The sequence below is a fragment of the Brevundimonas phoenicis genome (assembly GCF_047237745.1).
GTDB lineage: Bacteria > Pseudomonadota > Alphaproteobacteria > Caulobacterales > Caulobacteraceae > Brevundimonas.
This window is the reverse complement of record NZ_JBDFLN010000001.1, coordinates 24680-38456: the sequence shown is the minus strand read 5'-3', so window position 1 is coordinate 38456 and position 13777 is coordinate 24680. Positions and strand designations below refer to the sequence as shown.

Genomic DNA, 13777 nt, shown 5'->3' with positions numbered 1-13777 from the left:
ATGGACCCGATTTCGGAACGCCTGCGCGCCCGGCATCCCCAGCGCATCGACCTGTCGCTGGATCGGATGCGGGCCTTGTGCGCCGCGCTCGGGAATCCGCAGGATAAACTGCCGCCGGTGGTTCATGTCGCGGGCACCAACGGCAAGGGCTCGACGGTCGCCCTGATCCGCGCCATCGCCGAGGCGGCGGGACTGCGCGTCCACGCCTATACCTCGCCGCATCTGGTGCGTTTCAACGAGCGTATCCGGCTGGCTGGGACGCTGATCACCGATGAGGCGCTGAACGCCATTCTCGACCGGGTCGAGGCGGCGATGGCCGAAACCGGCGGCCAGGCCACCGTATTTGAGAGCACCACGGCGGCGGGCCTTCTGGCCATGAGCGAGACGCCCGCCGATCTGGCCGTCGTCGAGGTGGGCCTCGGCGGATCGCTGGACGCCACCAACGTCATCGCCCGGCCCCTGCTCAGCGTCATCACCCCCGTCGATCTGGACCACGCCGAGTTTCTGGGTACGACCATCGAGGGCGTGGCGGGCGAGAAGGCGGGCATCCTCAAGGCGGGCGCGCGCGGCGTCGTGGCGCGCCAGTCCGAGGCGGCCATGGCCGTGATCGCGCGCCGCGCGGCCGAGGTCGGCTCGCCCCTGACCGTCATGGGCGTGGATTTCGACGCCTGGGCCGAGCGCGGGGGCCTCGTCTATCAGGATCAGGAGCGGTTCCTCGATCTGCCCGCACCCGCCCTGTCCGGCGCGCACCAGTTCGACAATGCCGGCGTCGCCATCGCCGCCGCGCTGGAGTTGGACCTGCCCGAAGCCGCTGTCGCCGAGGGCTTGAAGGCCGTGCGCTGGCCCGCGCGGATGCAGCGGCTCACCAACGGTCCCTATGCCGACAAGGCTCAGAAGGCCGACGCCGAACTGTGGCTGGACGGCGGGCACAACCCGCACGCCGCCCGCGCGCTGGCCCGCGCCCTGTCCGACCGCCAGGCGCGCGCGCCGCGCCCGACGGCTCTGATCGTCGGCATGCTGGCCAACAAGGACGCCGGCGGCTTCTTCGAGGCGTTGAAGGGGATCGACGCCCAGGTCTTCACCGTCGGCTTCGAGGGTGCGGCCGCCGAGCCGGAGGCCCTGGCCGCCGTCGCGCAGGGACGGGGCTTCGGCGCCCTGGCGGCGGGATCGGTGGACGCGGCGCTTGACCGCGCCCTGGCCCTGGGCGCCGGACGAGTGGTCATCTGCGGCTCGCTGTATCTGGCGGGCGAGGTGCTGGGCGCCAGCCGCGAGACCTGGCCCGTATAAGCAAACGCGCCGCCTCTCCCTCCCCTTTATGGGGAGAATGGTTGCGAAGCGACCGGGTGGGGAGGGCTTGGGCGAAGCGAACAAAGAAAGAGGCGGCGCCTCTTTCGAAACGCCGCCCCCATCCGACTTCGCCCTGCGGGCTCAGCCGCCCTCCCCATGAAGGGGAGGGAGATTTTCAGTCGGCTTTCACGCCGGCTTCGGCCAGCCATTCGACGATCTTGCCCTTCGGCATGGCGCCGACCTTCATCGAGGTCATCTGACCGTCCTTGAACAGCATCAGGGTCGGAATGCCCTTCACGCCCATCTTGGACGGGACCATGGGGCTGTCGTCGATGTTGACCTTGGCGACCGTGACTTTGCCCGCCAGTTCGTCGGCGATCTGCTCCAGCGCCGGGCCGATCTGCTTGCAGGGGCCGCACCACTCGGCCCAGAAGTCCACCAGCACGGGGGTCGAGGACTTCAGGACGTCGGCGTCGAAGCTGTCGTCGGTGACTTTCACAGTCGCCATGAATGATCTCCTTAAGAGCGCTATCGCTCGCCGCGCGGCGGCTCGCTGCTTGAGCGCATTTGATAATCGCGCGCTGACGATGGCGCCAGCGTTCGGCCACAGATGTGGGTGCGAATCCCGGACAAATCAACGCGCATTTTCGAGAGCGGCGTACATCAGGTCTTGCGGGACCACCATCAGCTTCGGCCCGTCGGTCCAGACCAGGGCCGCCTCGACCGCGCGGTCGGGATAGAGGCGGCGCAGGACGGCGGCGTAGATCGCCATTTGCAGAATATAGGCGGGATCGGCGTTCTCGGCCTGATCTGGGGCCGGACGGTTGGACTTGAAATCCACCACCAGCACTCGCTGCGGCGTGACCACCAGCCGGTCGATGCGGCCCGAGATCGACACGCCGTCGGGCAGGTCGGGCGCGGTCCCGGTCAGGGCGACCTCGGCGCGGCTGCCGGGACCGAAGACGGGGGCGAAGCGAGCGTCGTCCAGTACCCCGAAGGCGGCGGCGATCATCTCGGCGCGCTGGTCCTCGGTCAGGTCGCGCTCGCGGGCCAGCATCCGGTGCGCGGCGTCGGGTCGGTCGGGCGCGGGCAGGTCGGGCAGGCGCTCCAGCAGGCGGTGGATCAGGTCGCCGCGCCGGAACCGGCCAAGCCCCGCGCCCGGCCCTTCGCCGCGCGCCAAAGGCGACGGGGCGGGGATGCGCTTCTGCTCCTGCATCTGCGAGGGCGAGGCGAAGCGGGCGGCGGCGTCGCGCGGCGGATTGGTCCGCGCCCACGCGGGGGCCTCCGCGCGCATCTCGGCGGCGGCGACGGCGGCGGGCAGGTTGTCGGGATCGGCGCCGTAGCGACGGACGCCGCCGTCCAGTTCGCGCACCTGATCGCCCAGCCGGTCGAAGGTCTCTTCGAGCACCGACCACCAGTCCCCGGCCTCGGGCGCGCGTTTGGAGCCGCGTCCCATGACGATCACCCGATCCCGTGCGCGGGTCAGGGCGACGTAGAGCAGGCGCAGGGATTCATCGCCGACCCGCGCCTCGCGGATTGCGCGGGCGTCGGCCGAGGCGGGGCAGTCCTCCTTCGACGAGCCGGGGCACATCAGCCAGGCTTCGCCGCTCTCGGTGGCGACCGGCATCAGGGACGGCCCCTGCGCCTTCGCCTTCATCGTCGTGTCGGGCAGGATGACGACCGGCGCCTCCAGCCCCTTGGCGCCGTGGACGGTCATGACGCGGACCTCGCCGCGCGGGCCTTCCAGTTCGCGCTTCACCTCGACGTCGGCGGCTTCCAGCAGGGCGAGGCAGGTCTCCAGATCGGTTCCGCCGCGCCCCTCGGCGGCCAGCACCTGATTGAGGGTCTCGTCGACGGCTTCCTCGGCCTCGCGCCCCAGGCGGGTCAGGATGCGGGCGCGGCCGGACTGGCCTGTCGCGTCGACCCGGTTCAGTAGGCTGGAGAAGAAGCCGAAGGGATCGAGGTCGCGGGCGCTGCGCGCCGCGCGCAGCAGGTCCAGCGCCCGGCCCCACTCGGGCCGCTCCTCCGCCCGGCGCTTCAGTTCGCGCCACAGGCTGTCGCGCTTCTCGCGGCCCGCCAGATCGAACAGGCTGTCCTCGTCCACGTCACAGAAGGGACCGCGCAGCACCTCGGCGACCGTCAAATCGTCGCCGGGGAAGAGGGCGAACCGGGCCAGCGCCTTCAGGTCGTCGAAGACGATGTGCTGCGACAGCTTCAGCCGGTCGGCGCCCGCCACCGGCGCGCCCGCCGCCTTCAGGGCGCGGATGATCTCCTCGAACGTCGCATCGCGGCGGCGGACCAGGATCAGGAAGTCGCCGTAGCCGCAGGGACGCGCGGCGCCGCCCTTGTCGAAGACGACGGCGCCGGTCTCGACCTGTCGTTTGATCTCGAACGCCAGCGTCTGGGCCATGCGCTTGCGGGCGCTGGCGGTTCCTTCCTGATCGACGGGGTCGGTCCAGGCGTCGCGCTCCGGCGGGGCCTCGTCGATGAACAGGGGCCACAGTTCGACGGCGCCGGGCTGGCCTTTGCGGGCGGCGGTATGGTGCGGGATCTCGCCCGTTTCTCCGACCAGGGCGCGGGCGCGTTCGGGCGTGCCGAAGACTGCGTCCACGAAGGTCAGCACCGCCTCGGTCGAGCGGTAGGAGGTCTCCAGCGGCACGCCCTCGAAGGCGCCGCCCGCCCCGCTGATCAGGCTGTCATAGACCTGGGATTCCTGGCGCAGCCGTTCGGGCCGGGCGCCCTGGAAGGAGTAGATCGACTGCTTCTCGTCGCCGACGGCGAAGACGGTGCGGTCGGTGTCCGGGACGGTGAAGAACTCCCCGGTCAGGGCGCGCATGATGGCCCACTGTTCGGGCGCGGTGTCCTGGGCCTCGTCGATCAGGACGTGATCGACGCCGCCGTCCAGCTTGTACAGCACCCAGGCGGCGGTCGAGCGGACGGTCAGCAGCTCGACCGTGCGCGCCACCAGGTCCGAGAAGTCCAGCGCGCCGTGCGCCGTCTTGGCCGCCTCGTAGAGGGCGGCGTGGGCGTTGGCGAGGGTCAGCAGCCTGATGGTGTCGTCGGCGACCTTGGCCGCGCGCAACTGGTCGCGGGCGGCCAGGAATTTGTCCTGAAGGGTGGTCATCCACTCAGCGGCGTCGGGCGGGGCCTTGCTGGTCGCCATCGACTTGCGGGGCGAACCCGAGCCGGTCAGGAAGACGACGCCGAGACCGTGGAAGCTCCAGTCGTGGTCGAGGGCGTGGATCAGTTCGGCGGCGCGGTCCTTGTCGGTCTTGGAGCCGGTGGCCATCAGCTCGGCCATGCGGCGGACCTCGCCCCGGTCCAGCCAGCGCAGGAAATTGGCCTCGATGTCCTCGGGCGTCTTTTGCGGATCGGCGCCGGTCAGGACGTAGGGGCCGGGCGCGCGGCCGTCGGCGACGCGGGTCACATAGTCCGTCAGTTCGGCGCGTTTGTTCTCGATCAGAGCCAGCAGATCCTGGAACCGCCCCCAGTCCAGTTCGACCGCGAAATGGCTGTAGGCCTCGCCGACCGGCCCCTCGGCGTCGGCGAGGGCTGCGCGGGCCAGGTCTTCGCGCGCGGCGTGGGACAGGGCGATCGCCGCCTCATTCTCCAGCACGGTGAAGCGCGGCGACACGCCCGCCTCGATGGGGAAGCGCCGCAGCAGCTTTTCGCAGAAGGCGTGGATGGTCTGGATTTTCAGCCCGCCTGGCGTCTCCAGGGCGCGGGCGAACAGGCGGCGCGCCTCGGACAGGCGGGCGGGATTTAGGGCGGCGGGGTCGCTGTCGTCCAGTTTCGCCAGTTCGGCCGACAGTTCGCCGTCGTCCATGACGGCCCATTTGCCGAGCGTCTCGAACAGGCGGGCCTGCATCTCGGCGGCGGCGGCCTTGGTGTAGGTCACGCACAGGATGGCCGAGGGCGCGGCGCCGCCCAGCAGCAGGCGCGCCACCCGGCTGACGAGCGTCGATGTTTTGCCCGACCCGGCGTTGGCGGTGACGAAGACCGAGCGCGCCGGATCGGCGGCGCGGGTCTGCGGGTTGAGGGCGCCCCGAACGTGGAGGTTCATTCCGCCTCTCCTTCTTCGCCGCCGCCGATGACGTGCCACTCCCAGACGCGGGCCAACAGGTTGTAGGGGCTGTAGCTGCCCATCAGATGCGGCGCGGCCCACGAGAGATAGGGCGTCTCCGGCCGGTCGAACTCGGCGACGCGGGCCATCAGGCCTTGCAGGGCGTCGTCGGACAGGGCCTGCGCCTCAGGTCCGGCGGCGCGTACGGCGACCTCGCCCGCCTTTTTGCGGCCGATGACGCGAACGTAGGCCAGCTCTTCGGGCGGGACGGGGCCGTTCGTCGCCTTGAAGCCGCCGGCGGCCAGGATGGCGCCGGTCAAGGTCAGTTGAGGCGCGAAGCCCTCCTTGATCTGCTTGGCCGAGGGAACCTGGCCGGTCTTGAAGTCCATGACGGCGGCGGTCAGGGCGCCGATCTCGATGCGGTCGGCGTAGGCCTTGACGGTGAAGGGGCCGCCAGGGGCGTCAAACTCTAATGCGCCTTGCTGCTCGATCAGCAGGGCCACGCCGCGCGCGCGGCGCTCGGTCTCGAACCCGGCCAGCCAACGGGCGGCGTTCCTCGCCAGCGGCGCCTCGCGGGCCATGGCGGCGTCCTCGAAGCCGTGGGCGGTCAGTTCTTCCAGCAGCAGGCGCTCGATCACGGCGTCGAGATCGTCGGGCAGATGGTGAGGCCAGTCCTCGGTCAGGCGTTCGATGGCCTTGTGCACGGCGTTGCCGCGATCCAGCGCTTCGGCCGAGGCGCCGGGGCGGTTCATCGGTTCGAGGTTGAGAATGCGGCGGGCGTAGAGGGCGTAAGGGTCACGGACCCAGCGTTCGACCCCGGTGACATAGAGGCTGCGCGGGCGGCGCTCGACCGGGGGCGTGGGTGCGGGGCGCGGGGCCAGCCGGGCCGGGCCGTGCAGCGGAACGTCGAGGGCTTCGGTCCAGTCGGAGACGCCCGCCGGGGCGCTGAGCCTGACCGGCGTGTCATCGGCATGGGCGCCGCGCGTCAGCATCTCCAGCCGCCACAGCCAGCGCGAGCGCACGGCAGGCTGGCCGCCGCGCCGTTCGCAGTGGACCAGGATCGCCTCGTCGGCGCAGGCGGCCTGGACGAAGTCCTGCGCCGTCTGGCCCAGACGCCGCTCGGGCGCGGGCAGGGGCAGGGCGGCGCGCATCGGCCGCGACAGGAAGGGATCGACCGGGGCGGCGTTGGGCCAGACGCCTTCCTCCAGCCCGGCCAGGATCATGCGGTCGGCTCGTGCCAGCCGCGCCTCGATGGCGCCTAGGATCCGCAAGGACGGATGGGTGGCGCCGCCGGTGCGCACCGTGGTCTCGGCCAGCAAGGCGGCGATCAGATCGGCGAATTCGGCGGGCGTGGTGTCGCCCAGCGGGCCGCCGCCCTCGACCAGGGCCGACAGCAGGGAGGCCGCGGCTTCGCCGTCGGGCCCGGCCCAGGCGTTCTGACCGGCCAGGACTTCGATCAGGGCGGTCAGGGTCTGGGCGGCCTCGTCCGGCGGACAGGGGCGGGCGGCCGCCAGCGCCTCCAGCCGGTCGGCGAGGGCCTGCGCGCCCTTCAGCCGGGCCAGCTTCCAGTCGGCCAACGGAAGACCGCCGCGTCGGGGCTCGGCCGCCTTCAGCAGGCGTTCGTGAAGTTGGGGCCAGCGGCGTGGACGAGGGCCACGCAGGGCGTGTTCCTCCAGCGCTTCGGCGGCGTCGACCAGCGACGTCTCGCCCAGATCGAGGCGGACCAGCGGGTGCTTCAGCAGGGCCAGCAGGGTCTGGGGCTTCAGCGGTTCGGCCAGGAAGCGGGCGCAAAGGTCGACCAGCACTCCCGCCGTCATCCGCGACAGCGGCTGGCCGGTGGAGGAGTCTGCGACGATGCCCCAGCGCGTCAGCCGCGCCTCGACGCGGCGCGACAGCTGCAGGTCCGGCGTCACCAGGGCGCAGGTGATCGGACGGCCGTCGGGCGTGCGGTGCTCAAGGCTCTCGCGCATCATCAGGGCGACGGCGGTCGCGGCCTCTTCCTCGGCGCGGACAGACAGGACGGTCAGGCCCGACAGGCCCTCGGCGATGGGATCGGCGGCGCGGCCCGCCTCGGCCGAGCGGGCGCGCAGGCGCTTGATCTCGCGGCGCCAGTCGTCGGTGGCCTCGGCGGGGCGCAGGGCCTCGTTGATCAGGCGCTGGCGGGCCAGACCGCGCGCCTCGTCGGCCGGTTCGAGGGGGGGCTGGAACCAGGGCTGGACGGCCTCGCGCGCGACCTCGGCGCGGGCCAGCAGCGCCTTCAGCGCCGCCTGCGGGTGCTGGTCGTCGATGCGGTCCCAGGCGTCGGCGGCCAGATCGAGGTCGAGACCGGGCAGGACGACCACGCCCTGCGGCGACTTGGCCACGGCCCTCAGCACATCGGCGGCGGCCGGGACGGTGCCGGTGGAGCCGGCGGCGATGACGGGTTGTTGCGGCGGGCGGGCATCCCAGGCCTCGGCCAGGCGGCGCAGCAGGGTGGCGCGGCGCCAGGCGGGATCGACCAGTCCCAGCGCCTCCAGCCGTTTGGGCCAGGCCTCGACGGCGAGGCCGAGGAAGCGGGCGCTCTCGCGCCAGTGCTCGGCCAGATCCTGTTCGGCCAGGGTGGCGATGCGCGACAGGTCGGAGACTTCCTCAAGCTGGCAGGAATCGAGGAAGGCGCCGAGCGCATCGGCCATTTCGAGGGCGCGCAGGGGCTTCATCCCCGGCTCGAAGTCCTCGGCGATCATCCGCGCCATCTCGAACCGGCGGGTCAGGGGGGCGATGGCGGGCGGCAGGTCCAGACCCAGTTCGCCCGGCGCGAAGGGCGGCTCGTCCTCCTCCAGATCGCCGAGCGGCCGCACCTGCGGCAGCAGGACGGGGCGCTCGCCCGCCAGCTTGCCCAGGGCGAAGGAGAAGGCGCGGGCGGCGCGGCGGTTGGGCAGCAGGATGGTGGCGTCGGTCAGGGTCTCGGGCGGGGCGTCGCCCAGCCAGTCCAGCACCCCCGCCGCCAGGTCTTCGAGGAAGGGGCGCCAGGCGGGCACGGCGCGCCATCGCGGGCCGTCACCCGAGAAAGGATCGAAGCGCCCCCCCGTCATGGTCAGATCTCCGCCTTCAGCCGCGCCTCGGCTCCATCGCGCGCCTGCGGGTCGCCGACGTGCATCCAGTCGCCGTCGAGCACGCAGCCGAACAGGCGGCCCTCGGCGGCCGAGGCGCGCCACAGGGGGCTGAGCGAGAAGGGGCCGTCAGGGCCGTGGTCGGCGTAGTCGGGCCGGGTGATGTGGACGCCCATATAGGCGTAGGGCGCGCTGGCCGCCTCGCCGCGGAAGGCCAGGGCGCCGTCGTCGGACAGGAAGAAGTCGCCGCCGCCCTCGAAGCCGATGGAGCCTTCGCGCCGGGCCAGCAGCAGGGCGGCGTCCATGCGTTCGGGATTCCACAGGCGGATGAGATCGCCGAGCGCGTCGCCGCGGTCGATCCACACGCTGTCGATATTGGCGACGAAGACGGGATCGTCGCCCAGCAGGGGGCGGGCCTTCTTCAGCCCGCCGCCGGTCTCCAGCAGTTCGGCGCGCTCGTCAGAGATGCGGATGCTCGGCCGCGTGCGGGCGGCCAGATGGCTTTCCAGCCGGTCGGCGAACCAGTGGACGTTGACCACGACGTCGGTCACGCCCGCCTCGGCCAGCCGGTCGAGCACATGGTCGATCAGCGCCTTGCCGCCGACCTCGACCAGAGCCTTGGGCCGGTCGTTGGTGAGCGGGCGCATCCGCGTGCCGAGCCCGGCGGCCAGGACCATGGCGGTGGTGGGGGCGGTCATCGACGCACTTCCTTCGGCACGTGGCGGTCCATCCAGGCGGCGACGGCTTCGAGACCGGGCGCCGTCAGATTGGCGTTCAGGTGCGCCCACATGCGCGGCATAAAGGCGGCGTAGCGGGGCTTGCCGTCGCGGGCGATCAGGCGGGCGAAGATCCCGAGAATGCGCGCCTCGTTCAGGGCGGCCAGACCGGCGTAGGCGGCCATGAAGGCCTCGCGGTCGGTCTCGGGGCGCAGGGTGAAGTAGTGGTCGAGCGCGAGCGCCTCCAACTCGGGCGCCACATCGCGGCGGGCGTCCTGCAGCAGGGAGTGCAGATCCCACGACGGGTGGGCCTTCACGGCGTCCTGGAAGTCGATCATCCCGACCGACGCGGCGCCGGTCCTGCCGTCCAGCCGGATCAGATTCTCGGCGTGATAGTCGCGGTGTGCCATGACGGTCGCGCCCGCCTCGCCCATCGCCGTGATCGGCGCCCAGGCCGCGCGCCATTCGGCGACGGCGGCCTCGTCGAAACTGAGGGCGGGGATCAGTTTGGGCAGCCATTCGACGAACAGGTCGGCCCCGCCCTGCAGCGCCGTCTGGTCATAGGTCAGCAGGGGCCAGTCGCCCGCCGGGCCGGTCAGGACATCGGGCGTCGGGGCGGCGTGCAGGACGGCCAGAGCCTCGACGGCGGCGCGATAGAGGGGGGCGGGATCGGCGCCGTCCTCGATGACGCGGGCGAACAGGGCGTCGCCGAAATCCTCGATCACGGCCAGGCCGTTCGGGGCGTCGACGGCGATGATCTCGGGCGCGGACAGGCCCAGCGACTTCAGATGTGCGGCGACGGCGGCGAAGGCCTCGATGCGTCCGGCCGACAGGCGGGCGACGGCGTTCCAGCCGTGCGCGTGGCGCTGGTCCGGCGTCCACGACGGATCGCAGGGCCGGCTCTCGGCGGCGGGGGCCTGATCCATCAGCATCAGGGATGCGCCGGACGGCGTGGTCAGCCGCTCGTAACGCCGCGTCGAGGCGTCGCCGGGCAGAGGCGCGCGGACGGCCCCGGCCAGCCCGGCCGAGCGCAGAAAATCGAGACGGAGGGCTTCGCGGTCAGACATGGAGTTCCTTCAGTTTGGCTTCCCATGAGCCTGCGCCAGTTACGGTCGCAAGGCGGCCCTTGCCGTCCTCGGAGATTTCGATGGTCAACCGGTCGGGGCCGAGCATCCGGCCGGGATCGTCGCCCAGGCGTTCGGGCCATTCGATCAGGGCGCAGCCCTCGTCCAACGCCTCGTCCAGTCCGACCTCGAAGGCCTCCTCCGGACGGGTCAGGCGATAGAGGTCGAAATGGGCGATGGGCGGGTCGCTCTCATAGAACTGGACCAGGGTGAAGGTCGGCGACGGCACGTCCTCGTCAGGGCGCGTCAGGGCGCGGATCAGGCCGCGCGCCAGCGTCGACTTGCCCATGCCCAGCGGGCCGTAGAGCAGGACGGATTCGCCCGGCGCCAGCAGGGGGGCGACGGCTTCGCCGAGGCGGGTGGTGGCGTCGGCGTCGGGAAGATCGAAAATCATCAGGCGAAGGTCGCATCAGGATCGGCGGCCAGGGTCCGCTCGACGAAGGTTTTCAGTTTCAGGGTGGCGGCCTGGGCGTCGACGTCCAGGGCCAGCGGCGGGATGGGGCGGCCGACGATCAGGTCGAAGGCGCGGCCCTTCTTGTTCAGCAGTTCGTGGAAGAGGGTGATGTCGCGCAACTCCTGCGACACCTTGTCGAACAGGTGGAACAGGCGGCTGGTCGGACCGGCGACGTGGATCGGGATCACCGACGCCTCGTATTTGCGGGCCAGCGAAGCGGCGGTGGCGGCCCATTCGGGGTCGGTCAGCAGGCCGTCCGGGCCGACGCGGGCCAGGCGTCCGGCCGGGAACATGACGACGCAGCGTTCGGCCTCGAACGCCTCTTTCGCGGCCTGGAGGGTGGCGCGGGTCTTTTCGCGCGTGCGCTTGGCCGTGACCCATTCGACGGGGACGACGGTCTCGGCCAGGCGAGGCGAGACGCGCAGGGCGTCGGCGTTGGCGAAATAGATCAGGTCGTTTCGCACCGTGCGCAGGGCGTCATGCACGGCCAGGCCGTCGGCGATGCCGGTCGGATGGTTGCACACAACCAGACAGCGGCCCGAGGCGGGCAGGCGATCCAGATGCGCCGTCCGCACCGTCAGCTCCAGCAGGTCGGAGACGTAGTCCAGCGCCTGGCGACCGCCCATGGGGCCGATGGCGTCGGCCATGCGCCGCGCCTTGGCGTAGTCGAGCAGGCCGTAGAGAGCGGGCCGCGCCAGGGGCCAGGCGCTTGATCCCGTCAGGCGGGGCGCGCGCTCGGCGATCAGGATGTCGACAATGTGCGGAGCCGGACTCATCGCCTGCTTGTCGCCGAGGCGGCGGCGTCGGGCAAGCGCCATCCAGCTTGGCTAGGACCGGATCGCCGCCTATGCAGGAAGCCTGACCATTCTTTGGGGGAGTGTAGCGTAATGACCCGATCACACTGGATGACGGCTGCGGCCGTCCAGATGCTGTTGCTGGCGGGCGGCTTGGCCGCGACGCCGGTTCTGGCCCAGGAAGCGCCGGCCGCGGCGGTTGCGCCGGCTCCGGCCGAGGCCTCGGACCGCCTCGGCCTGAAGGATCTGGCGATGATGGAGCGGGTCAGCGATCCGCGCGTCTCGCCTGACGGCCGCCGCGTCATCTACGCCGTGACGCGCACCGACTGGGACGGCAACCGCAACCTGACCGGCCTGTGGATGGCCGACGTCGACGGCGCGACGGCGCCGCGTCGCCTGCCGATCTCTGAGGGCGGCGTCTCGGGCGCGCGCTGGGCGCCGGACGGGCAGTCGATCTACTTTCTGTCGCCGCGCGGGGGATCGACCCAGGTGTGGCGGACGGACCGCGAGGGCATGGCGGCGGCTCAGGTGACGACCTTGCCGGTGTCCCTGTCGGGTTTCCGCTTCACGCCGGACGGCAAGGCCCTGGTGCTGGGCGTGTCGGTCTATACGGACTGTGAGACTCTGGAGTGCACCAAGGATCGTCTGGCCGAACGGGCCAAGTCGAACCAGCAGGTCTATGACCGGATGCCGCTGCGGGTGTTCGAACGCTGGGCCGACGGCCGCCAGAGCCACATCTTCCTGCAGCCGCTGAACGGCTCGGGCTTCGCCGAGGGTCAGCCGCGCGACTTGACCGCCGGACTGGACGGCGACGTCAGCGTCGGCGAGGGCGGACTGACGATCGCACGCGACGGGCGCGCCTTCATCTATGCGGCGCGCAAGCAGGCGGACCGCGCCGCCTTCACCAACGACAGCGACCTGTATCGCCTGAGCCTGGACGGCGGCGCGCCGGTCAATCTGACCGAGGGCCATTCGGGACCGGACGGGGCGCCCGCCCTGTCGCCCGACGGACGCCGTCTGGCCTGGCTGGCGGCCCCGCGCGAGAACGTCGGCGGCGATCAGCCGGTGGTCATGGTGGCCGATGCGAACGGCGCGAACGCTCGCGCCCTGACGAACTGGGATCGCGGCCCCAGCGGCCTGACCTGGCGCTCGGACGGCCGGGCGCTCTATGTCACGGCCGCCGACGAGGGTCAGAACCGCCTGTTCGAGATCGACGCCCGCAGCGGCGCGGTGAAGGCCCTGACCGACATCGGCTCGGTCGGCGACTTCGACGAGGTCGGCGGCGTCCTGGCCTACGCTCATGAGAGCTTCACGGCCCCGACGCAGGTCTTCATCGCCCGGAACGGCCAGGCCGCGCGTCAGGCCACCCACCACAACGCCGAGCTGCTGGCCCGCATCGACCTGCCGCGTCCCGAGGAGATCCGCTTCCCGGGCTGGAACGACGAGACGGCGCACGGCTGGGTGTTCAAGCCCGCAGGCTTCGTCGAGGGCCGCAAATATCCGGCCGTCTATCTGATCCACGGCGGGCCCAAGTCGCCCTGGACCGAGAGCTGGTCCTACCGCTGGAACCCCCAGGTCTATACGGCGGCGGGCTATGCGGTGGTGATGGTCAACTTCCACGGCTCGCCGGGCTACGGCCAGGCCTTCACCGACGCCATCAACGACCACTGGGGCGACCGTCCGCTGGAAGATCTGCAAAAGGGCTGGCAGGCGGCGCTGTCGGCCAATCCGTGGATCGACGGCCAGCGAGCCTGCGCGCTGGGCGCCTCTTACGGCGGCTATATGGTCAATATGATCGCGGGCCAGTGGAACGAGCCGTGGCGCTGTCTGGTCAACCACGCCGGGGTGTTCGACGTGCCCCAGCTGATGAACGCCATGGACATCTCGACCTTCATCCATGAGTTCGGCGGCGCGACCTGGGACCGCAAGGCGGTCTATGACGCCCACAATCCCGAGACCTATGCGGGCGACTGGAAGAAGCCGATGCTGGTGCTGCACGGCTCCAAGGACTTCCGCGTGCCGATGGAGCAGGGGCTGGCGACCTTCTCGGCCCTGCAGCGGCTGAACATCCCCAGCCGCTTCGTCCATGTGCCGGACGAGAACCACTGGGTCTTGAAGCCGCAGACCTGGGTCGAGTGGCAGCAGGAGATCCTGGACTGGACGGCCGACTGGACGAAGGAAGGTCAGTAAACCGCGAGCTGAACAGGAGACTTTGCGGGCGGCGCGCGGCGGTGTTAGGCCTTCGGCCAG

General features: G+C 71.3%; 9 protein-coding genes. 2 read left to right on the top strand and 7 right to left on the bottom strand.

The window, feature by feature from the left end; translation table 11 throughout:
* Positions 1-1287 carry a bifunctional folylpolyglutamate synthase/dihydrofolate synthase gene (locus tag ABC419_RS00175; protein ID WP_412876713.1) on the top strand — a complete coding sequence of 429 codons (1287 nt, stop codon included), beginning with the start codon at positions 1-3 and terminating at the stop codon, positions 1285-1287.
* 175 nt (positions 1288-1462) lie between these two features.
* Here the strand turns inward: ABC419_RS00175 and trxA are convergent, their stop codons facing one another.
* From trxA to ABC419_RS00140, 7 genes are all read right to left on the bottom strand, one after another.
* Positions 1463-1795 (bottom strand): thioredoxin, encoded by a 333-nt coding sequence (gene trxA / locus ABC419_RS00170; RefSeq protein WP_003168818.1) that lies wholly within the window; start codon positions 1793-1795, stop codon positions 1463-1465.
* Positions 1796-1921: 126 nt separating this feature from the next.
* Complete coding sequence (addA, locus tag ABC419_RS00165) at positions 1922-5350, bottom strand: double-strand break repair helicase AddA (protein ID WP_412876714.1); 3429 nt, start codon at positions 5348-5350, stop codon at positions 1922-1924.
* A complete protein-coding gene (addB, locus tag ABC419_RS00160) occupies positions 5347-8421 on the bottom strand; it encodes a double-strand break repair protein AddB (protein WP_412876715.1) in 3075 nt (1024 codons plus the stop codon). The genes addA and addB overlap by 4 nt, the downstream gene beginning before the upstream one ends.
* Positions 8422-8423: 2 nt before the next feature.
* Positions 8424-9137, bottom strand: coding sequence for an N-acetylmuramate alpha-1-phosphate uridylyltransferase MurU (murU, locus tag ABC419_RS00155; RefSeq protein ID WP_412876716.1), 714 nt, complete (start codon positions 9135-9137; stop codon positions 8424-8426).
* Positions 9134-10222: an N-acetylmuramate/N-acetylglucosamine kinase AmgK gene (gene amgK / locus ABC419_RS00150; protein ID WP_412876717.1), complete on the bottom strand. Its 1089-nt coding sequence runs from the start codon at positions 10220-10222 to the stop codon at positions 9134-9136. The genes murU and amgK overlap by 4 nt, the downstream gene beginning before the upstream one ends.
* On the bottom strand, positions 10215-10676 hold the full coding sequence (gene tsaE, locus ABC419_RS00145; RefSeq protein ID WP_412877989.1) for a tRNA (adenosine(37)-N6)-threonylcarbamoyltransferase complex ATPase subunit type 1 TsaE: 462 nt from the start codon (positions 10674-10676) through the stop codon (positions 10215-10217). The genes amgK and tsaE overlap by 8 nt, the downstream gene beginning before the upstream one ends.
* Positions 10673-11551, bottom strand: a complete 879-nt coding sequence (locus tag ABC419_RS00140) for a lysophospholipid acyltransferase family protein (protein ID WP_412876718.1) — start codon at positions 11549-11551, stop codon at positions 10673-10675. The genes tsaE and ABC419_RS00140 overlap by 4 nt, the downstream gene beginning before the upstream one ends.
* A 69-nt stretch (positions 11552-11620) precedes the next feature.
* Between ABC419_RS00140 and ABC419_RS00135 the strand changes: the two genes are divergently transcribed.
* Positions 11621-13717, top strand: coding sequence for a dipeptidyl-peptidase 5 (locus ABC419_RS00135; protein WP_412876719.1), 2097 nt, complete (start codon positions 11621-11623; stop codon positions 13715-13717).
* Positions 13718-13777 lie beyond the last annotated feature (60 nt).

Bases quoted from the DNA above. Each gene is read 5' to 3' on its own strand.
- ABC419_RS00175 (WP_412876713.1), top strand. From the start codon at position 1: ATGGACCCGATTTCGGAACGCCTGCGCGCCCGGCATCCCCAGCGCATC.
- trxA (WP_003168818.1), bottom strand. From the start codon at position 1,795: ATGGCGACTGTGAAAGTCACCGACGACAGCTTCGACGCCGACGTCCTG.
- addA (WP_412876714.1), bottom strand. From the start codon at position 5,350: ATGAACCTCCACGTTCGGGGCGCCCTCAACCCGCAGACCCGCGCCGCC.
- addB (WP_412876715.1), bottom strand. From the start codon at position 8,421: ATGACGGGGGGGCGCTTCGATCCTTTCTCGGGTGACGGCCCGCGATGG.
- murU (WP_412876716.1), bottom strand. From the start codon at position 9,137: ATGACCGCCCCCACCACCGCCATGGTCCTGGCCGCCGGGCTCGGCACG.
- amgK (WP_412876717.1), bottom strand. From the start codon at position 10,222: ATGTCTGACCGCGAAGCCCTCCGTCTCGATTTTCTGCGCTCGGCCGGG.
- ABC419_RS00140 (WP_412876718.1), bottom strand. From the start codon at position 11,551: ATGGCGCTTGCCCGACGCCGCCGCCTCGGCGACAAGCAGGCGATGAGT.
- ABC419_RS00135 (WP_412876719.1), top strand. From the start codon at position 11,621: ATGACCCGATCACACTGGATGACGGCTGCGGCCGTCCAGATGCTGTTG.